Raw genomic sequence first — 20,187 nt, 5'->3', positions numbered from 1 at the left:
ATCCCCTTTGCTTACTTTAAAGGGGATTTTAATTCTATTATGAAGTTTTTCTATACAGACTTATGTAGAAGATTCAGCTGCAAGCAGCCAGGCTACGTATTAAACCTTTTTGAGAGAGCGAAGTAGTCCTGGACGTTTATTAATAATATTCAATCGTTGTTGTGGTGACGTCGACAGGTTCATTATCGATGATAACGGCAGAATCGTAATAGACAGGCCTTGAATAGTAAGCAGGTGTTGGATAATAAACGGGTGTAGCGACAACTGGGGCTACATTGACTTCCTGGTATGCTACGGAGTTTGTGCAACAGCCACAAGCTGTTAGTAACAATACGGCAGGTGCTAGTGCTATCCATTTCATGATTGACCTCAAGTCCGCTAACCTATTAAGAATTGTAGATTATTTGCACAGTGTTTGCCAGTTTGTTATTAGTAGTCCGCCGGTGTTTTCCCATTCACATAGTAGAGAAAGGTTAACAACTGAGCGACTGCTAAATAAAGTTTAGGGGGTATTTCTTCATTTAAGTGTACTTCAGCAAGCAAGGTTGTTAATTCCTCATCTTGCTGTAGGGGAATGCCACGCTCTCGTGCAATTTTAACAATTTGCTCGGCAAGTAACCCCTCCCCTTTGGCGGTTACTTTAGGGGCTGATTTACCATCATAATGTAAGGCAACGGCTTGTTGTTTGTTTTTTTTCATACGCGTAAATCCAGCAAACGCAAATTGCTTGTATCAATATCATCTTTTTCCAAGCCCAAATGCAAGCACCATAGCCCTAAATCGAGATCCAAGGCGGCAAGTAACTCAGCAACGGTTTGTTGATGTGTCGCCAACAAATCAACGGTGGCGGGCTTTTCTGCATTGATTTGGATATCAAGTAATCGGTCTTGTAGTCTTAATCGCGCCTGGAGAGAGCCCAGATTGGCAAGATTGATTGCAAACGTTACCGACCAGCTTGATTCCCCGGTTGTTGTCGATTGACGATGTTCTTTAATGAGGAGTGGCAAGAGTTCGAGATCGGCATCGACACGGAGAGGGAGTTCGAGCATCAAGCTATAAGGTTGATCGGGGGAATGAAGCAAATGGGTGAGTTGGCTGGTCTTGATTCTTGCCAGCACTTGCTCGGTTTGCTCAAGCAAAACTCCCAGAATCGAGTTGATTGTATGATCATTAAAATTAGGTGGAGGCAATCGTGGAGGAGGATGTGGAATGGCGCCTGGTAAGGGAAGGGTATCGTCTTGTGAGTATTGTTGTACCATTGAGTTGGGCACAGGGTTGGCCGGTGTAATCCCTTCATTCAGCAAGACAGCGAGTAGGCGCAAACACTGTCCTTTAAAATCATTCATTAAACTTTGGGTAACATTTTGCTGTTGTGATGCCAAGAGCGTAGCCTCCCAAAAAAGACCGCTTTGCCGAATTGCCTGGGCAAACTGCTGGGGTAAGCGCGAAAGTGGCGTAATACTGTCAATTAATTGATGCAATTGCTGTTGTACTGCTGCAGGAAGATTGGGCATATTTTCAAGCGCAGTCAGCGAGGCAAGCAAATGGGTCGCTGACGCTTGTTTGGGCAAGGCTTGTAACAAGGCCGTTTGTATAGGCGTTAAAGGGGGGGGCTCATGCAATACTTGCAAGATCGTTTCACCGTTAGCAAGGACGACTTTCACCTGCAGTAACTCGCCGGCATCAAAATGATGCGCCGTGTTGGCATTGATATTCTGGCCATTAATATTAATGAGCACCTGATTCTCATTCAATTCTTTAACCACGACGGTTTTTAAAATTTGACCAGCATAAAGCTCTATATCGGGTTTTGTTATTTTTAATTCCTGAATAGGATTTAGCCGGATACTCGGGGTATAACCTATATCCACAGGCATGTCGGTAGTCCTTTAATTTAATTTGCTTGTCATTTATCAAGCCATTTCACTATACTGATGCCCAATGTTATCGGCAGTTATCGCAATTTCTTGACAGACTGCTGACAGAAAGGGATATGGGAGAGTGAGTACTTGTCATTGAAGACAAGCTCTAACAAGACAGGGTGTGACGATGTTAGACAGAGCAAGTGTGGTCGATGCGCAATTTATTAACCGTCTAACTCAGGCGGATTTTCCGCAGAGTAAAACGGTTACCCGCCCTTTAGACGTGGGAATGGATAAAAAAACGGCGATTGAATTGTTTGATTCTCAAATTAAATCGCGTTTGTTGGATTTGATAGCCCGTCAGTTGAAAGAAAAAGGCTTGTCCTATTATACGATTGGCAGTAGCGGGCATGAAGGGAATGCCGTTCTTGGCCATGTGTTTCGCGCGAGTGACATGGCTTTTTTGCACTATCGTAGCGGTGCGTTTTATCTTCAACGGGCCAAGCAAGTAAAAAACTGTGATGGGGTGAAGGATATACTCTTATCCCTGGTGGCCGCCGCGGCTGATCCGATTGCCGGGGGGCGGCACAAAGTATTTGGCAGTGTGCCACTTAATATTCCACCGCAAACGTCTACCATTGCCTCTCATCTACCTAAAGCGCTAGGTTGCGCGTTATCGATAACACGGGCAAAAGAGTTGGAAATTGCGAGTCAACTACCAGACGATTCAGTCATTCTCTGTTCTTTTGGCGATGCCTCAACTAACCACGCTTCGGCGCAAACAACACTCAATGCCTGCTCCTGGATAGCGAGTCAGAACTATCCTTTGCCACTCGTCTTTATCTGCGAAGACAATGGCATTGGTATTTCTGTTCCCACACCGGCCAATTGGATAGAGGATTCAGTCAGGCAGCGGCCGGGTTGGCATTATCTGGCTTGTGACGGTCTGAATATCGCCGATATTTATCATCAGGCGAACGAAGCCGAGCGGTTGGCAAGAATAAAAAGGCAACCTGTTTTTCTGCATATGAAATGTGTTCGTCTCTTGGGACATGCGGGTTCTGATATTGAATCGCAATATACGCCTCAAAGCGAGATCGAACGTCGTGAAGCGGATGATCCCTTGTTACATACCGCAGGCCTGCTTCATCGCGAAGGGTGGATGAGTTGTCAGGCAATGCTTGATTTATATGAAGATAATCGTTCGCTGATTGAAGCCAAAGCGATGGAAGCGATTCGTTTGCCCAAGATGAATAGTGCTCAAGAGGTCATGTCCTCTATCGTCCCGAAAAAAACGAACAAGAAGGGTTATCCACTGCCTGATGAAGCAAGAAGAACGCAAATTTATGGCAGCACGTTTAATCAATTAGCCATAAAGCGTAACCTTTGCCAACACATCAATTTCGCCTTAACCGATCTCATGATGCAATACCCTAACATGGTGATCTTTGGTGAAGATGTTGGCAAGAAAGGAGGTGTTTACCGGGTAACTGCTGATCTGCAGGCGCGTTTTGGTCAGCGGCGTGTGTTTGATTCGTTGCTGGATGAAACAACGATCCTGGGTACCGCGATTGGCTTGGCTCATAACGGTTTCTTGCCCGTACCAGAAATTCAGTTTTTAGCCTATCTGCACAATGCAGAAGACCAGCTACGAGGAGAAGCCTCTACTTTATCGTTCTTTTCAAATGGCCAATATCAGAATCCAATGGTTATTCGCATTGCTTCTCTGGCTTACCAGAAGGGTTTTGGCGGGCATTTTCATAATGATAATTCGATTGCCGTTCTACGTGACTTGCCTGGTGTCATAGTGGCTTGTCCGTCTAATGGCCCGGATGCTGCCAAAATGCTGCGTACTTGTATGAAACTGGCCCATCAAGACGGGCGTGTTGTTGTCTTTTTGGAACCGATTGCATTGTATATGACGAAAGATTTGCATGAAACGGGTGATAATGGCTGGTTATTTGATTATCCCTCGATAGAGCAAACCATCGAACCGGGTGAGGTGGGTGTTTATGGTGAAGGTGAGACGGTTCTTTTGACCTATGCCAATGGTTATTATTTATCGCGACAAGCCGCCAAAGTCCTTCGGGAGCAACATGGTATTGAGGTAAAAATAGTGGATTTACGCTGGTTAAGCCCCTTGCCAACTGAAGCGATCTTACGTGAGGTAGCGAAAGCAAAACGTGTGTTGATTGTCGATGAAGGACGACAAAGTGCCTCTATCAGCGAAGGTTTGATGACGATGCTAGTAGAGCAGGCAGCAAACCGGATAAGAATCAAGCGAATTACTGGCGAGGATTGCTTCATTCCATTGGGTACAGCCTGGCAATATCTGTTGCCTAGCCGTGACTCTATTGTTGCAGCGGTTATCGCCTTGAACTCAGTTAAACGGGAGAAAGAACGTGGACGACTTGTTATTTCTTGATGAACAATTGCATGATGATGAACGGATGATTCGCGACAGTGTTGCCCGCTTTGTTAATCATGATGTAATCCCTCTCATGGCAGAATCATTTGAGCATGCCCAATTTCCCAAGCAACTGATTAAGAAATCGGCCGAATTGGGATTACTGGGACTAACCTTACCTGCCCAATATGGAGGCGCCGAAGCGTCTTATGTGGCTTATGGCCTTGTTTGTCAGGAGTTAGAGCGGGGCGATAGTGGCTTGCGAAGTTTTGTGTCAGTACAAAGTTCCTTATGCATGTACCCTATTTTCCGTTATGGGAATGAAGAGCAGAAAATGCGCTTTCTGCCAGCAATGGCCGCGGGTGAAATTATTGGCTGCTTCGGTCTAACCGAGCCAGATTCCGGTTCAGATCCGGGAAGCATGCGGACATCGGCACAAAAAGTAGCAGGCGGCTGGCGTTTGAATGGGGCAAAAATGTGGATTACCAATGCACCCATCGCTGATATTGCTATTGTCTGGGCCAAAACGGATGAAGGTATCCGTGGGTTTATCGTCGAAAAAGAATTTAAAGGGTTTTCTCGTCCCGAAATTAAACAGAAAATGTCCTTGCGGGCGTCAATAACCGGTGAGTTAGTGTTTGAAGATGTCTTTGTTCCTGAGGCTAATTTGCTGCCCAAAAGCGACAAGGGTTTGGGGGCGGCTCTCAGTTGCCTGAGCCAGGCCCGCTATGGTATCGCCTGGGGTGCCATGGGGGCGGCAATGGCCTGCTTTGATATTACCCGTGATTATTTGCTGGAGCGTAAGCAATTTGATAAGCCGCTAGCCTCTTTTCAGTTAATTCAAAAAGATTTGGCTGATATGTACTGTGAAATTATTAAAGCACAATGCCTCAATTTGCAAATTGGACGTTTAAAAGAACAGCAACGAGAGACCCCAGTCATGATTTCATTGGCGAAAGGAAACGCATGTCGTGAAGCGTTAAACATTGCTCGCAAATGCCGTAATCTTTTAGGCGGTAATGGCATCAGCCTCGAATACCATGTTATCCGTCATATGCTGAATTTAGAGTCAGTCTTTACTTATGAGGGGACTGATAATGTGCACACGCTCGTGCTCGGGCGCCACATTACCGGGATTAATGCCTTTGGTTAAGGTATTTCATTCAATTGCCGGGCTAAGTGAAAACCTTAGCCCGGTACTCACTTCACGTTGTTCTAACCGGGTTTTACAGCCAGTGCAGCTGTCTTAATTGAATAGCCTTGAATACTGTGAAGCAGTTTAACAAAGGGTTGATTGGATACCGTAAGAAAACCGGAAAAAGGGTACTTTAATACAGTGGTTGCAGTAAGATAGAAGCCTAAAAAGAGACAGAGAAGGGTGTGCATGAAATAATGTATTTTGCAGGTTGTGCATAAAAAGATAGACATGATGATGATAAAGAAAGCGCCAATAACGATCATGACATACCAGGCTGTAGGTATGGAAATATCGAGCATACTGAGCCGATGATTGCGATATTCAATCGCTTCATTCAAGGCACTGACCGTCTTGTCATAAAAGGATTGTGAAATGGCTGTTTGTGGCCGATAGTTCAGAAGACTCCTATAGAGCTGGCTCACTGTTTTTTCCGCTTGCGGGCTGTCATGACCTTGTGCCATGGCAGGCCATTCCTGATTAATAACGGTGGAAAGATAGTGTGACAAGTTGTTTTGGATTATCTGGGTAGTAGCCGGTGGAAAGTCCATACTGCTTTTCCAGATGATATAGAGTTTTGTTGTTTCATCGATTACCACTGCGCGGGCATTGGTATAATCAGTCCACAAAATAAAAACGATAAACCCTAAAAAAATACTATAGAAGTTAGTGATAAGAGTGACCACGAGACGGACAATATCCTGATTTTCCTCCTCTTTGTAAAATCGCGCTTTTAAATAAAAAAATAAGCTGCTTGTCGCAGCAAAAATACAAACCCAACTGAGAAAGATAAGCGATGGATGAACGTGCTCGACAATGCTACGCAGCATTTGTAACCTCCTGTAATTGACAGCGCTATTGCAATTTTTTGCCCTAACCAATTCATTCTACAAATCTTTAACGATCTTAGAAATGCCCCTGATCGCTCTTTGAATTACCATCTATACTTTAAGTAGGTTATTTGTCGATTTATGAGACAGCGATGGTTAAATTAGTCAAAGAAATCGTAGATACTGTAGTATCTGTTGTGCCACAGGCGGCTATTATTGAAGATATCCCCGTTGTTGGTAATTTAATAGACTCCGATTCATCCGATTCAACACAATCAGCATCGCCTCCGCCATCGCAATCATCATCGCCCTCCCCATCACAAACAGACGATTCGTCACAAGACGAAATACAACAGGATATGAATCTGGTAAAAGAAATTGTGGATACAGTGGGGTCCCCTGTTGATCAGTTTATGGGTGATATTGCTAATATTGCTGATCAAATTCCCGTAGTAGGCGGAGCGGTAGGAAGTGTATTGGGAGACGTTGATTCATCCATACTCGGGGGAGGGATGTCTGGTTCGAGTGGCGGTGAGTCTGATGAAGATGAAGAGCAATCGACACCCTCTTTTTCACCGCCTTAGGGGAAGAAGTAACAAGGCGGCAAGCCAAAGTTGAGCAAACAACCTTGTCATTTCCCTGGAGAAAGGCTATTATTCGCTACCAGTCGGGGCGTAGCGCAGCCTGGTAGCGTACTAGCATGGGGTGCTAGTGGTCGAAGGTTCAAATCCTTCCGTCCCGACCATAAAATCCAATTTTAAATCAATAAGTTACAGAATTGCAGTAAAACTCATTTTAAATAAAAAATTCTGCTAGGTGTACTTCTGGGTGTACTTTCAAAAATAAAAGACGACTCTTTTGGGCTCTCCCTTTTCGGAAAACGGTGCTCAACTCCTATGATCTTTTACTCTTTATTGGAATACAACATAATGACTAACGGATTATGAGTCATCTTCTTCAATTATAACTATTTGATTTTATTATAAATTATGCCGCTTGTTTTTCCTACAATGGCGTACTGTATCGTACGATGTCGTACTCAAATACGGCGATCTCCCGAAGGGGGTTAAGGTTTTCATTCTCCAAATTAAAACTGTTCAATTGGTTTTATCCATCAAATCAACTCAATTTTTAGTAACTGCCCCATATCAAAGGATTGAGATAATAAATCTTGATTACGCTTTGCTCTATCAAGACTTAGCTTTTTGCTTTTGGGTTTTGCTTAAAAGGTTCTCAGAGCGCTCTTGGAGATTTCGCTCTTTTTTGTTATCTATATCTTTTTCAATATGTCCTTCAATAGCACGACCTTGTTCATTTGCCCCACTGACCCAAGAACGGTGCTCAAGAATGACAGCCTGATTCATTTCTGCTGCATAACCAAGAGGTGCTAGAGACAATAGAAAAATCATTATTTGCTTTTTCATGATGAATGTTCCTTTTAATATTTATTTGCGTCTAATGTAAATGGTAGCTCGAGAGCTATCAGTGGAAGATGTATTTCCTGAAATATATGTCGTAGCTTCCAGTGTATAGCTTCCTGCATAAGAAAACATACAAGTTAGGTGACTGGTTGCGTTGTTTGAAAAGCTCCCACCTTTATTAACGCCAATGCGAGTTACATCGTGAAAGCAATAACTTGAGTTTGCACATAGTTTTAAAGACAGTATCTACGCTTGCTCTTCTTTTTGGGAAAAGCTGCTAATTTTAGGGGGCTTTCCCAAGCCGCTACGATGTCGACAAGACCTGCCCCCATCCATTTCCAGGCTATGACTGAGACGTTCTATTCTCCAGTAAATGCAGTCGCCATTGTGCGGAGAGGTCTCTCAAAACCATTTGCCCCTTGACGCTATTACCACTGCCATCAAGAGGGGGAGAATAGACGGCAATTGCCATTTTATTAGGGATAATAGCCAGCAAACCACCACTTACACCGCTTTTGGTAGGAATTCCAGCCTTAACAAACCAGGTTCCACTTTTTTCATAAAGACCATTAATCACCATCTGCGCCAAAACACTCTTAATGACAGCAGAGGAAATAACCTTTTGCTTGGTTATGGGATTAACACCATTATTTGCCAAGGTGGCTCCCATGAGCGCCAGCTGTTTGCTTGTGACCATCACTGAACAAGCTTTCGTATAGCGATCCAAGGCGTCTTCCGGCTCACCAACAAGCTTGCTATGGGACTTCAAAAGATGGGCTATTGCATGATTACGCATGTTTGTTTGGGTTTCAGATAGGTAAATCGGTTCGCTTAGATAAGGTTTTCCATCACTCAGGGCTTTAAACAGAGTCAACATCCTATTCCATTTTTCATGAGAATCATGCCCCTTGATATAACTCGTTGTTTGTATGGCACCCGCGTTCACGTAGGGGTTTGCCTGGCCTATTTTATTCTCAACTGCTGCTATAGAATTAAATTTTTCACCAGTTGCATCCAATCCGATTTCTTTAAAAATAGTTTGGGGGTCATTGTCCTCTATAGCAAGTGCATAAGCAAAAATCTTCGATATCGATTGCAGAGAGAATGGAATGCGATCATCCCCTATAGAAATGACATGACCGTCCACTGTGGCAATTGAGATGGCAAATAATCGGGAGTCTGTTTTGGCAAGTTCAGGGATATAGGAAGCATTCTGCCCTTTTTTAACCGCTTTATATTTGTTATAGATTGTCATTAATGTGCTGTCGGCATCATTGGGTAGAATTGGGTTACTTGAAGCAAAGCTAACTGCACAAAAGCAATAAAGAGCGATTAAAAAAAAGCGATATATCATTGGGTAACCTCTTACTGTAACTGGGATCTCATGCCTAGGGGATCACCTCAGGGACGCTTATTAAATAATAAATGTGTTTAATTTTCAAGTATTATGATGTTTATTTGTAATTTCTAGCAACAAATTAGGCAGTGAATTTTGTTATCAAGAAAACTATTCACAAACAATTGATTGCGTCATGGATCGAATTTGCCATTGAAGTTTGAATTTCTTAATTGTTTAGAAACTTGATGGGATCCAACTCTCTATGAGAGTGGGGGTAACGGCATCTTACGATAGATGCCTATCCGCAAGGATTACCAAAAAGAGCGCCCTATCGCTTCTGATCTTGAGTCATTGGGGTCATATTCTTCGTTTATTTCCAGTGCAGTTACAAGTTGTTGCGCTTTAATCTGAGCTGGGTTATTGCTCGCTGAGGGTCGAAAAAAGAGGTTTGGTTGCGTGCCACGTAATCCGCCATAATAAGAGAACGTCGAGTTCCCGGAGGAATAAGAGGTTAGATCCGAGGATTTGTATCCGCATAAATCACCTAAGCTGGAGTCAGTGATTGCAGCAAATTCTCCTAATGTAGAGGGCCCATTAGAGATAGGTTGCTGTGTAGTCGCATTGTAGATTACCCCTTCAAGCTGAAGTAATTGATGTTGATAATAATAGGCAAGAGGAGATTTTAGTATATGGACTAATGCAACGACAGGGAGAACCATTAACGTTGCTGCTGCAGCCATTGCCAATCTTAAAAATTGTAAACCAAATCCGATGCAAGCGGATATGGTTCTAAGCAGGGGAGCGTCATTCCATCGCTCTTCATCCCTGGCATATTTGAAAGGATTAGTACTAAGCGGTTTCCCAGGCATACCATAATTAATTAAGGCATTGGATAATTGAGGGATCAAGGTGATATCCACGAGTCCATGTTTCAATTGATTTGGATCCAGTTCATTGCCATTTATTTTTTTCAGGATCCCATAATCCCCATACATGATTGAGAAAGCATCTTTCAGCCCCTCCCAAAAATTATTCTTTAATACTTTATGCAGTTTTATCCATGGGTACCAACTATTAATTTTCAAGGTATTATTTTTATAGTCCTCATCTGCCTGTAATCGTTCAGAAGAATAAAAATATAAGCTGGGTTTTTTTCTTATCGCTGCAAAAGTTACTCTTTCGCTATCTTTTAATCTATCGGATATATACATGTAAGCGTCGCAATCAATTTCAATTGCCGCAAGAACAAAGCCTTTTTTATCTTGTAGTTGAGGGTCAGCATGGTACATTGCCAATGCGCTTATTTTTATCGCCTCAAGCATGAACTCTTCATGAGCAATCAGATCCCCAGAAAGCTGTGCAAGATACCCAGTATTTTGTCTGATTTTTTCTAATTCACTTTTCTGAAATGCATCAAGCATGATAAAGGAAATCCATAAGAATTCATGATGCTCGAAGATTATACTAAATTTGATTTTAAGTAAAAGAATATCCTTGAGCGTGTTCGCTTGGTTTCGCTTGATCTCGCCCATCAAGGGTGACGCCAAAAGGGAGTCCTTGTCCTCTAGCTGAATTTTTTAAGTCAATGGGGCAGGGTGTGAATGTTGAATGAGTATCATTAGAAAATCAAAATTCAGGTACTGCCCATAGCGTTCTATGGCCCTATAAGTGCTACAGGCGTTTAGAGCCTGTCGTGCTCAACGACGTTTAAACCGACAATTTCACTGGATTTTATTTTTATAATTAATCCATTCCTCGTCATGAGTAAAAATATACTCACACGCACGCTGGATAAAATAATCTTTATATTGAATGCCTGCCCACTGGCAATAGTCCTCAATTTCCTTTAATACCGAAGCATGCATTCGAATGCGGAACTGGATTTTGTCATCTTCTTTTTCCTGGGTAATCAGCATTTTAATGCGCTCCTCCGTAAAATAGGAAACAGTTTAAATAGAGCAAGCGGGTCAAGCCCGCCTGCATAGTTAAAACGACACTCAATAATTAATGCGTCTCTGCTTTATGAATTGATGCATTTCAATCGTATAAAATCGGCAGAGTCATTGGTAATGCCTAATCTGGCTTTTGGTTTTAACTCAAATCTTAACTCATTGTTATTCATCGACGCAAAAGATAAACTCATTATGGTGCCCTCTGGCATCATTAAGTTGTTGACGAAACTTGTATTTGTTTCAGAGACAAAATCTATCAAATAATCGCTTTCTTGCCCACTATGTTCTACCTCGCAGCTTAACTCTCTTGTGCTGTTTTCATTGCCGTTAAGAGTCAGCTGTTCATTGGGAGGCAACTCGTAAGAACATTGTGCTGCATTCGCACTATAAAACAAGGGGGTCAGTACTATCCCCAAGGTATAAGTAATGGCTTGTTTTACTTTCATAAAACCTCCTCAAATACGTTAGATTCAATGTCTCATTCGTGTTTTAGCCAAATTACTAATTGGTAATCCTTATTTTTCAATAAGTGATGTAATTCATTGGTTAAGAAAAGATCCCTTGATGATTATTATTCTTGTCAATAGTGCTCAAGGATCGATAGAGAGGTCAAACACATGGCCAGGTTTGACCTCATAAAGGCTATTGGTTATTGATAGAATACTGGACTCCGCCCAAGATACGACTTTTTTCTGCAGCGTAATCACCTCGCGGAGAGTTGTCGGTATGTTCGCAAAAAGCGACCTTATCCTCCAGGGTATACTGAATCTTTACGGTTTTTGCGGGAAAGGAGAGGGTATGAAGAGTAAACTCCCCTGTCATTGGTAAATTTTGAGTAGTACGGTTAATTGTAAATACTTGTTCTGATTGACGCTTTAATTTTTCAAAAGCGCCTGGCTGAATTTCTGCTCCTTTTAAGTTAATGGATGTTACCCACAAATCATCAGCGAGATTATTTTTCAATCTAATTTGAAAACCATCACAAGACGAGGATGCAGAGGCAATCCCTGTCACCAAGGATAATGCAAAAATAGTCATTTTAATTTTGTTCATTATTTAGTCCTTATTTTTTTGTGGAGATTTCATCCTGCTATAACCAGGGGAAAAAGTCAAATATCTGCCGCTAAATTTTTTAAAGATATTTGTCACAAATTTATTGACAGATTTGTCTCGATGTGATGAAAATAGGTTGGACAATAAAAAAGGAGTTTGAAAATGAATAGGCGCTTTAGGTTGATGGTGTTTTGATGCATCAGGCGTTGTTCTTCGTAAAATGCCGACTCGCTGGACGAATTGTTGTTTGAATGCAGTGCCTGCTTTTTAAATGGGAGGAGTTTGATATGAAAAACAATAATAAATCGGTAGCACCTCATGTTCTAGAAATAATCAATGAGCTTTTTAAGCAAAATGGCAAAAAAAATATTCCAGATGTAAAAGAAATTTGTTCAAAAGCCAAGATAACCCGTGATGCTGCCATAAAGCATCTCTACGAATGGTGGGAGCAACAGCAAGACTCTGAATTAAGAAGAGATATTCTTTCACCCTCTCTTACGGAGCTAAGCCCAGACGGCAATAAGTTACAACAAGCCATTATATCCCTGCAATGTTTAGCTAAAGAGTTGGAAATATACAGTGATTCTCTGAATCAACTCTCCAATCAAACCATTCCACTCGGTAATTATATTCTTCATTCGCTGCAAGAAATTGAAAATAAATTGTTTGTTACTGATTCCTATGTCCATGAATTAACTCATGATAAAACACAGTTAGAAAAAGACCTTCACCAAACGTTGAATGAAAATAGCCGATTGGTTGAGGAGATTGGTGAAATGCAGCATATCTTCCTCCGGAGGCAAGAACAACTCCAGGATCAATTGGATGCTAAAAAAAGAGAGGTTTTAGCGGCCAATCATTTGATAAAGTCGTTAAAACGCGAAAAACGTCGCCCTACATTAAAGCGGGTTTTCTATGATTACCATTTGATTATGAAAAGTAAGTAGTAATAAACCTTAGTAACAAGCATAGGGGGCAGGGCTTGAATTTTGGCTTCTGGTTGACGCCAGTTCAAAATTCAAGCCCTCACTTTTTGCTCCGTCAGTACATGATGAAATGCAGTTGTTTTTAGGACAGAGCCGAATCAATCGATCATCGTTAAAGAAAGGGATCACTAAAAATATGTTTAGAAGGAACGCCTGCAAGAAAGATAGTGGTTTTAAGTTTATGGGTCGTTTCTTTAGGACCACAAACATAGACCCGGGTATCATGGGAGTTAGCGAGGTGTGTCAATACCCTTCGTTCAATTAACGCCTCAGGATAACGTCCCTGGCTTTGCACTACACAAGGGTCATAAACAAAGGAGTTAAATACCGCCGATAAGGTGTCCAGTTCTTCCTGAAAATAAATGTCCTTGTCAGTCATGCCGCCATGAACCAACGTGATGCGTCCTTGATGATTTTTTCTTAGCGCGCTTTTGATAATGGCAATGAGGGGGGCGAGTCCTGTTCCGGTTCCTGCTAATAACATATCAAAGGTTAATTGCTGGGGATTATAGTAAAAACAACGGCCAAAAGGACCTCTAAGGTTAACCTCTGTTTGCTTCGTTGCCTTATTCATCAGCCATTGTCCCATACGCCCGCCCTGATAGATTTTAACCTGTAATTCAATAAAGCCTTCTTGCAGGGGTATGTTGGCTATAGAGTAGCTGCGCATGGTGCCTTCAGGATTAATCAGATTAAGGTACTGTCCCGGTATCCAAGGTGTTAAATTAGCTACACCAAGTTTAACTTGCATAACATTGTAGTTAAGGGGTTTAAGCTCAATGATTTGCGCTGTGACCTCACATTCGGCACTCTCAGGTGCAACGACCTGAAGGGCAGTTTGTGGTTGTGCCAGACAGGCCAGGAAATAGCCTTGCGATTTAAGCGCTTCAGGCAATCCTTCCTGCCAGGATGGGTCAATTACCCCATCCTTGACTTTAATCAAGCAAGATTGGCAAATACCCGCCTGGCATGAGTTGGGATAATCTACACCATGACGCAGAAGACATTGGAGTACATTTTCCCGCGGCTCCAAGGGATAGGATTGATTATTAAAATTGATCGTACTCATGAACGACCCAACACGTCATCGCGAACACTATTGGCAATAGCAGCTACCTGGTTGATATCGTCTGTTGTAGCCCCTAATTCCTTAAGGGTTGCACCCAAATGCTCAATCACAATATCTACGTGCGTATCATTTAAACCACGCTTGATTAAATGGACATGACCTTCACGCATGTTTTTGCCGCTGTAGTGATTAGGGCCTCCAAACACCATGGTTAAAAATCCTTTTTGTTTTAAGATTTGCTGGTCCATATCAATGTCATCAAAAAAATGGCTCACACGCTCATCCATCAACATTTTACGATAGAAAATATCAACAGCCGTATTGACTGCCTGTTGGCCTCCCAAACGCGAAAATAGCGATTCAGACATGGTATACTCCTTAAAGATGTATTTGCAATACATCTTATAAAAAGAAATAATCAGCGTCAACTAACAAGCTGGATTTAATGATGCAACTGACACAATTTACTGATTACTCCTTACGCGCCTTGATTTACATTGCTCTCAGAAAAGAGTCCTGCACGATAAAGGACATTACAGAGGCCTATGGAATTTCAAACAATCACCTGATTAAAATCATTCACAATTTAGCCAAACTTGGACTGATTAAAACCATTCGGGGCAAGAAGGGGGGCATTTTAATGGCCGCCCAATTGGAAGCGATTAATTTAGGTCAATTAATTGCTCAACTGGAGCCCCATTTTGATTTGGTCCCTTGTTTTAATAAAGAAAAAGCCAATTGCTGTATCGCCCCTGTCTGCAAATTAAAGGGTGTCCTGCATGAAGCCCAGGCTGCATTTATGAAAGTCTTGGAACGCTATACCTTGGCTGACGTTTTGCATAACCCCAGTGAATTATCTGTTTTCTTGAACATTAAGTTAGAGGGGGCAAGGGTCAAGTCTCTGGATAATCGTATTTAATTTCAAGTCGAGCCTTGGTTTACCCGGACTTAAGTCAATTGCAGCGTCTAAAGGTATCCATACGAAAAATCACTCAGCATCGGCAATCCATTTTTCAAAAATTAAGAAATATACGAGTGCAACTCTTGTCGGGTTGCGGTTTGGAATAATCAAAGCGGAGCAGTGGCTGGAAGAAAAGTAGATTGGTTTGGTAAGTTGCAAATTCCACTTCCTGTGGCCAACACATCCTTGTGTTGATTCCCTTTTCAAGGACATCATGTCCTGATATCTGCAACTTCCAATAGTTGCCAGTATGACTTAATTGCTCATGTCCGTCATTAAGACATAGTAAGTAAATGTTGTAAGAGATATCTTAGAAATTTTCAGGCTATTTGCTAGCTGGAATCAAAAAAACTGTAGGGGCGTCACTTATTATTTTTAATAAAAGAATGAGCTATTTTTATTGATAAACTGGTTAGATTGGTATTCATACTTTTTACCAGTGCCTCAGTTGTGACGACTGGAATTCTAATATGATAGTAAGCATTTCCTTTATGGATTAGTTTTTCCTGTCGATAAATAATGTATTCAGCTCTTAAGATACTTGCGCCATGAATATCAATTTCAAATTGTGAAATATCTACTTGAAGATGATAATCGGGGTGAAATTTAGTATCCAATGGAGCGCTTTGAACGATAGCTCCAGGTATTAATGTAGAAAGATTGGTGGTTAAGACAAGCGTTATATTTTTATCCAAAGACCCGGCCCATTGATGGAATTCTTCAATATTCAAGTGATTTGGAGATTGATTAATCATTAATTGTTTTTTCTTTATGTAATCAGGAATAGTTACGCTATCAATACCTATCTGTACATGATTATAGAAATGGTGATTTTTTTGAGGGGGGAGTGGGGTTAGGATATAAAACTGTGATTCTTTACTTTTACCACATCCGCAGAGGATTAGAGTGGTGAGTAGTATGATGTTGCTCTTTAAGGGTATCTTTCTACGATTATCATTACTTGGTTTGGATGAGCGATAGTCAGTTATAAAAAGACGATGGATAAAAGCGCAAAAGGAATCTAGCCTTCTATTTAAAGAGTTTTTTTTGCGGATGCGCCAGAACATGGAAAATAATCTCCTCATTTTATTGCTTACCTCGGAGCAAAGATTCCGGATATCGGGACAAGTAATCAGTTAGGTTTTGAGTGGAGTAAGCTGCAGCAGTAATTTGTTTTAAACTTTGATTCAAAGAGGTCACAACACCGGGGACATTCTGATTTAGGCTAGACACTAAGATATCTAAGCTATCGGACATTTTTTGTAAGGATTCCAAGGTGGTTTTGATTTCTTTTGAGCGGACTAATTCGCTAATATCTTCAAACGTCTTTTTAGCGGCCTCGAACACTTCTTCCATGGATGTATAGGGTTCAACTTTATTATAAGTCGGGAAAATAGGATAATCCTGGTAATAGGTTTGCTTGAATTGTCTGGAAGAATCTGACGGAATTAATTCAATTTCAGCAACACCAGTTAACAAGTTGGGTTTGCCAATGTTTGCTACATACCCATCATTAATCAGTAGGTGAACTGGGTCTTGGCTAAAACTGTAGTTCCTGTTAACAAAAAATCGCACATAAATTGGGATACGGACTTTATTTCTCTTTTTATCTTCAGTAAGTTCAATAAAGTTAACCTCACCTATTTTCACTCCTAGATAGGTCACCGGAGAATTAATTACCAATCCTTTTAGAGATCCATTAAAAAACATAACAAAAGTTTGGGCTTGAGCACGTTTATGCTCGGTATAAAAAAACACACTTCCTAAGATTAGTAAACAGAGGGCCCCAGCTCCCAAAAAACCAACTAATGTGTAGACTCGGTCTTGTTGCATTCTTATCCTTGAAAGGTGTAGGTGATGGACATACTGGCTATGATTAACCAGAATGAGCTACGTGTCAGAATTCGAGAGATGGCTTTTCTCAAATGGATATTTTTAACGGCTGTTTCGTAATAATAATAACTGGCAGAAAACCCAACAATAATACATAAAATTAATGTCTTACCGAGTGAATAAATCAGATCAAATGTTGTCGTAGAATTTAGGATATGGATCAAAAATTCATTATTTGTGTACCCAAATAAAAAATGAAAGCTAATATAAGAACTGACAAAAATGGATGAAACAAGGTAAATATATAGGATTAATGACGTAATATTCATACCGATAATAATTGGCCATACATGAGTAAGAATAAAATCCGCCGGATTTCTATGGTGCTCTTCTAAACGAGTGTTGATCAAATGCAAAGCCATTTGGATACATAAAATAAAACCAATCACTATAGGTAATATTTCATGCGTTAAAATATTTTGCACAGTAGGTAAAATTCTTTGGTGCATGTTAAAGGGTTGTAAGAGAAAATAAACGGCTTGTGAAACGGTTATACCGATTATTAAGCAAATAAGAACTAATGAAGGGATAGGACGCACTCCTGCATAATACATAAACTCCATGGTATTAGGCCAGCCCACAGATACCTTCCTCAAAATGATGCGGGCAAGGCTATAAAGTAAGTGGCCCAGAAAGCGAAAAACAAGAATAAAGGAATGGAAGGCGTTTATAATATTGAGCCCAAAGTGGCGAAAAATAGACATGGTTAATCCCTTAAGGGGGCTTTTTTATCTTATGAAACGGGCCCTATCACTAGGTACAAAATAAATTACGATGCAATTAAAAGCAAGCTGGTTGGCTCTTCAATAGGGGGGGCCACTTTTAGAAGCGTGCAATAGCCAGCCTAATATCTTACAAAACTTGGTTCTCCTGACGAAACAACAAACGAATCAATGTAGTCTGAGTGAAGGTCCGCAGGACTGTAACCCGGGTTTCACTTCGTTTCACCCAGGCTACTTGCTGCATAAGCTCTGCAAGTTTGAAGTTTTTTGTTCGACCTAAGGTTTCCAAACGCAGACGGGCGACGGTACCGACTCGAATGTGGCGGCCGAGCCGTCTCCTCCTCTATAAACAGCAAAATCCCCACCCAGTACAGGAGCCTTGGGTTTCGGAGCCTAATATAGGGCAATGGTAGCCTTTTGAGGTTTTGTAGTGCACCCATTAAACCGCAATGTGTGGGGGCTTTCTGCTATTATCGTGGTTGATTTGAAATCATCAAGACCTATAATTAAGTAAAATACGTTTTTATGGTGCATCCATGCCCAAAATTAAGTACAAAGGTAAAAGAATAACCGTCTCTAACCCAGAAACTTTAGATGGTACAGACATAGACACGATTCCATCGAGCTCTCTTTTTGTAAGCACTGATAGCCAAGGAAAAAAATGGGCATTTACCATTAAAGAACTTGAAGATCATACCAAAAGATGCAATGAGCTTAATAATTTCTACGCCAAAGAAAATTTTTCAGTAAGAGATATGAAAAAATTAAAGGGCATGAGTGATTATCTCGCGGAGTTTTTTAAAAACTACACTAAGGATAAAGAGCCATATCTTGACGTGATCAGTGATGAAACAGTGGAGCAGATGATGAGTCTTTATAATCGATCCGGGATGCGATGCCTGGATGCGGATTTTGAAGACAGTGTTCGAGCTAAATATAGCCGCCAAGAGTTGGAAGATTTAAGTGATATGGATATTTCATTACAGGATCTTGTCAGAGGAGAGGCTTTTTCTCAATTCAAACAATATTATGAAAATTTGCCCCAGGCAGAGAAGGACGCAATTGACGCATATCCCGGGGTTAAAGAGAAGCTCAAATCGGTTGGATTGGGAAGCTCTTTTAGCACGATATTGAAACTTCCCAAAGAAAGTTGCTTGGGGGGAACCTCAGAGGTTTGCAGGTTTCTTGCCAGCAATGTTCAGATGGCGAAGGATATTAAAAAAATTAACGCAAGTGGAATAGATAGTGAAGTGAAAGAATCTAAATCAACGACTTCAACGGACGACCTCGAGGCCTTAATTAGTAGACATTTTAAATTATAAGGCCAGAGCAACTTACCGAAAAGATAGAGCGGGCTTAAGCAAATTGCAGCGTCCAAAGGTATCCATACGAGAAAAGCCACGCAGCATCGGCAATCCATTTTTCAAAAATTAAGAAATATACGAGCACAATTATTGTCGGGTTGTAGTTTGGAATAATCAATGCGGAGCTGTGGCTGGAAGAAAAATAGATTAATTTGGTAAGTTGCAAATTCCACTTCCTGTGGCCAACACATCCTTGTGTTGATTCCCTTTTTAAGGACATCCTGTCCTGATATCTGCAACTCCCCAATAAGATAAGTATGGCTTAATTCTTTGTGTGCGTCATTAAGACATAGTAAGTAGATTTTGTAAGAGATGTCTTACAAATTTTCAGGGTAGTTAGCAAAAAAGCAGGTTAAAGCAATTAGGGTATAGCGAACCTTAATCAACTTGCCTGCAATAAAAAGTTAACTTATCTCAAACGTTTCAACAGAATAGTTATATCTGTTATTGGTATGATCCGAATTTACCTCGGTAGAAACGTCAAACAAATTACCTTGTCGCCCTTCTTTTAAGTGTTCTATACAGACCGAAATCTCATCATAGATGGTTGGAATTTTAATGTCTTGTCCATTGATAAAGTCATAATCAGTACTACAGGACGTTACAAACTGGATCATGGAGTTAAAATACCCTTCTATATTGACCAAGCCAAGAGGCTTTTTAATGACGCCTATTTTGATGGCGCACCAGGTTTCGAATAGTTCATCGAATGTCCCAATCCCTCCCGGCATTGCGATAAAACGCGCTGATTTTTCATGGATTAAACGTTTTCGCTCATACATAGAGCCCACGATATGTAATTCATCTAAAAAATCACTGGGTGGTTCTATTTTGGCAAGGTGCTCCGTCGTTATCCCAATCACTCTTCCACCAAACGTTTTAACGGTTTCAGCAAGAAGTCCCATTAAACCAGTTCCTCCCCCGCCGTATACGACGGTATATCCGTATTCGGCAATTCCTTTGCCTAGAGAGATAACGGCGTTTTTAAAAGAGGGGTTGTTTCCCATACTTGATCCCAGGTAAACACCAATGGTTGTGGGCGCCATTACTTCTACAGTATTCATAAATTAAATAACCTTTCGACTTATTATGCGTTAATATAACTAAAATCAGAATATCGATTCAACTTTGAT

At 41.1% G+C, this 20,187-nt stretch carries 22 protein-coding genes and 1 tRNA gene; 7 read left to right on the top strand and 16 right to left on the bottom strand.

Features of this window, described 5'->3' with window-relative positions; translation table 11 throughout:
- Positions 1-139: 139 nt before the first annotated feature.
- The 3 genes from ACN4Z1_RS09900 to ACN4Z1_RS09890 form a co-directional block, all read right to left on the bottom strand.
- On the bottom strand, positions 140-361 hold the full coding sequence (locus ACN4Z1_RS09900; RefSeq protein WP_115222204.1) for a hypothetical protein: 222 nt from the start codon (positions 359-361) through the stop codon (positions 140-142).
- A 68-nt stretch (positions 362-429) separates the two neighbouring features.
- Positions 430-699, bottom strand: a complete 270-nt coding sequence (locus tag ACN4Z1_RS09895; protein WP_228362902.1) for an EscU/YscU/HrcU family type III secretion system export apparatus switch protein — start codon at positions 697-699, stop codon at positions 430-432.
- Positions 696-1,877 (bottom strand): flagellar hook-length control protein FliK, encoded by a 1,182-nt coding sequence (locus tag ACN4Z1_RS09890; protein ID WP_228362901.1) that lies wholly within the window; start codon positions 1,875-1,877, stop codon positions 696-698. The genes ACN4Z1_RS09895 and ACN4Z1_RS09890 overlap by 4 nt, the downstream gene beginning before the upstream one ends.
- A gap of 172 nt (positions 1,878-2,049) precedes the next feature.
- Between ACN4Z1_RS09890 and ACN4Z1_RS09885 the strand changes: the two genes are divergently transcribed.
- Together ACN4Z1_RS09885 and ACN4Z1_RS09880 are read left to right on the top strand one after the other, a co-directional pair.
- The gene (locus ACN4Z1_RS09885) at positions 2,050-4,287 is read left to right on the top strand and encodes a thiamine pyrophosphate-dependent enzyme (protein WP_419388176.1); all 2,238 of its coding nucleotides are present in this window, start codon (positions 2,050-2,052) and stop codon (positions 4,285-4,287) included.
- Positions 4,288-4,312: 25 nt separating this feature from the next.
- The gene (locus ACN4Z1_RS09880) at positions 4,313-5,422 is read left to right on the top strand and encodes an acyl-CoA dehydrogenase family protein (RefSeq protein WP_419386006.1); all 1,110 of its coding nucleotides are present in this window, start codon (positions 4,313-4,315) and stop codon (positions 5,420-5,422) included.
- Positions 5,423-5,484: 62 nt separating this feature from the next.
- Here ACN4Z1_RS09880 and ACN4Z1_RS09875 read toward each other — a convergent pair whose 3' ends face one another.
- The gene (locus tag ACN4Z1_RS09875) at positions 5,485-6,294 is read right to left on the bottom strand and encodes a DUF4239 domain-containing protein (RefSeq protein WP_115222199.1); all 810 of its coding nucleotides are present in this window, start codon (positions 6,292-6,294) and stop codon (positions 5,485-5,487) included.
- A gap of 152 nt (positions 6,295-6,446) precedes the next feature.
- Between ACN4Z1_RS09875 and ACN4Z1_RS09870 the strand changes: the two genes are divergently transcribed.
- Together ACN4Z1_RS09870 and ACN4Z1_RS09865 are read left to right on the top strand one after the other, a co-directional pair.
- Positions 6,447-6,878, top strand: a complete 432-nt coding sequence (locus ACN4Z1_RS09870; protein WP_228362897.1) for a hypothetical protein — start codon at positions 6,447-6,449, stop codon at positions 6,876-6,878.
- 84 nt (positions 6,879-6,962) lie between these two features.
- Positions 6,963-7,039, top strand: a tRNA-Pro gene (locus ACN4Z1_RS09865).
- Between the two features lie 445 nt (positions 7,040-7,484).
- Here the strand turns inward: ACN4Z1_RS09865 and ACN4Z1_RS09860 are convergent.
- From ACN4Z1_RS09860 to ACN4Z1_RS09835, 6 genes are all read right to left on the bottom strand, one after another.
- Positions 7,485-7,718, bottom strand: coding sequence for a hypothetical protein (locus ACN4Z1_RS09860; RefSeq protein ID WP_228362896.1), 234 nt, complete (start codon positions 7,716-7,718; stop codon positions 7,485-7,487).
- 340 nt (positions 7,719-8,058) lie between these two features.
- The gene (gene glsA, locus ACN4Z1_RS09855; RefSeq protein WP_228362895.1) at positions 8,059-9,069 is read right to left on the bottom strand and encodes a glutaminase A; all 1,011 of its coding nucleotides are present in this window, start codon (positions 9,067-9,069) and stop codon (positions 8,059-8,061) included.
- A gap of 296 nt (positions 9,070-9,365) precedes the next feature.
- Positions 9,366-10,475: a DUF4116 domain-containing protein gene (locus tag ACN4Z1_RS09850; protein WP_419388175.1), complete on the bottom strand. Its 1,110-nt coding sequence runs from the start codon at positions 10,473-10,475 to the stop codon at positions 9,366-9,368.
- A 300-nt stretch (positions 10,476-10,775) separates the two neighbouring features.
- Complete coding sequence (locus ACN4Z1_RS09845; protein ID WP_058447673.1) at positions 10,776-10,970, bottom strand: hypothetical protein; 195 nt, start codon at positions 10,968-10,970, stop codon at positions 10,776-10,778.
- 104 nt (positions 10,971-11,074) lie between these two features.
- Positions 11,075-11,452 (bottom strand): hypothetical protein, encoded by a 378-nt coding sequence (locus tag ACN4Z1_RS09840; protein WP_115222196.1) that lies wholly within the window; start codon positions 11,450-11,452, stop codon positions 11,075-11,077.
- A gap of 196 nt (positions 11,453-11,648) precedes the next feature.
- Entirely contained in the window at positions 11,649-12,059 is a 411-nt protein-coding gene (locus ACN4Z1_RS09835; RefSeq protein WP_419385979.1) for a hypothetical protein, read from the bottom strand.
- 287 nt (positions 12,060-12,346) lie between these two features.
- Here ACN4Z1_RS09835 and ACN4Z1_RS09830 point away from each other — a divergent pair, with 287 nt between their 5' ends.
- On the top strand, positions 12,347-13,006 hold the full coding sequence (locus ACN4Z1_RS09830; RefSeq protein ID WP_419388174.1) for a hypothetical protein: 660 nt from the start codon (positions 12,347-12,349) through the stop codon (positions 13,004-13,006).
- Positions 13,007-13,157: 151 nt separating this feature from the next.
- Here the strand turns inward: ACN4Z1_RS09830 and ACN4Z1_RS09825 are convergent, their stop codons facing one another.
- A complete protein-coding gene (locus ACN4Z1_RS09825) occupies positions 13,158-14,114 on the bottom strand; it encodes an FAD-binding oxidoreductase (protein ID WP_419388173.1) in 957 nt (318 codons plus the stop codon).
- Complete coding sequence (locus ACN4Z1_RS09820) at positions 14,111-14,482, bottom strand: group I truncated hemoglobin (RefSeq protein ID WP_419388172.1); 372 nt, start codon at positions 14,480-14,482, stop codon at positions 14,111-14,113. Before ACN4Z1_RS09820 ends, ACN4Z1_RS09825 begins: the two co-directional genes overlap by 4 nt.
- Positions 14,483-14,562: 80 nt before the next feature.
- On the opposite strand from ACN4Z1_RS09820, the gene ACN4Z1_RS09815 reads away from it, so the two are divergent.
- A complete protein-coding gene (locus tag ACN4Z1_RS09815; RefSeq protein ID WP_419386007.1) occupies positions 14,563-15,033 on the top strand; it encodes an Rrf2 family transcriptional regulator in 471 nt (156 codons plus the stop codon).
- A 404-nt stretch (positions 15,034-15,437) separates the two neighbouring features.
- Here ACN4Z1_RS09815 and ACN4Z1_RS09810 read toward each other — a convergent pair whose 3' ends face one another.
- From ACN4Z1_RS09810 to ACN4Z1_RS09800, 3 genes are read right to left on the bottom strand one after another with little or no spacing between them, the layout of a single operon-like run.
- A complete protein-coding gene (locus ACN4Z1_RS09810) occupies positions 15,438-16,142 on the bottom strand; it encodes a PqiC family protein (RefSeq protein WP_419388171.1) in 705 nt (234 codons plus the stop codon).
- Between the two features lie 19 nt (positions 16,143-16,161).
- A complete protein-coding gene (locus tag ACN4Z1_RS09805; RefSeq protein ID WP_228362888.1) occupies positions 16,162-16,908 on the bottom strand; it encodes an MlaD family protein in 747 nt (248 codons plus the stop codon).
- A gap of 2 nt (positions 16,909-16,910) precedes the next feature.
- Positions 16,911-17,672, bottom strand: a complete 762-nt coding sequence (locus ACN4Z1_RS09800; RefSeq protein ID WP_228362887.1) for an ABC transporter permease — start codon at positions 17,670-17,672, stop codon at positions 16,911-16,913.
- Positions 17,673-18,226: 554 nt separating this feature from the next.
- Here ACN4Z1_RS09800 and ACN4Z1_RS09795 point away from each other — a divergent pair.
- Positions 18,227-19,012 carry a hypothetical protein gene (locus tag ACN4Z1_RS09795; RefSeq protein WP_228362886.1) on the top strand — a complete coding sequence of 262 codons (786 nt, stop codon included), beginning with the start codon at positions 18,227-18,229 and terminating at the stop codon, positions 19,010-19,012.
- A 446-nt stretch (positions 19,013-19,458) separates the two neighbouring features.
- Here the strand turns inward: ACN4Z1_RS09795 and ACN4Z1_RS09790 are convergent, their stop codons facing one another.
- Positions 19,459-20,118, bottom strand: coding sequence for a TIGR00730 family Rossman fold protein (locus ACN4Z1_RS09790; protein ID WP_228362885.1), 660 nt, complete (start codon positions 20,116-20,118; stop codon positions 19,459-19,461).
- Positions 20,119-20,187 lie beyond the last annotated feature (69 nt).

Origin of the sequence: Legionella sp. ST3F1, from assembly GCF_048553315.1 — a bacterium.
Classification (GTDB): Bacteria; Pseudomonadota; Gammaproteobacteria; order Legionellales; family Legionellaceae; genus Tatlockia; species Tatlockia donaldsonii.
This window is presented reverse-complemented; position numbering and strand designations above follow the sequence as displayed.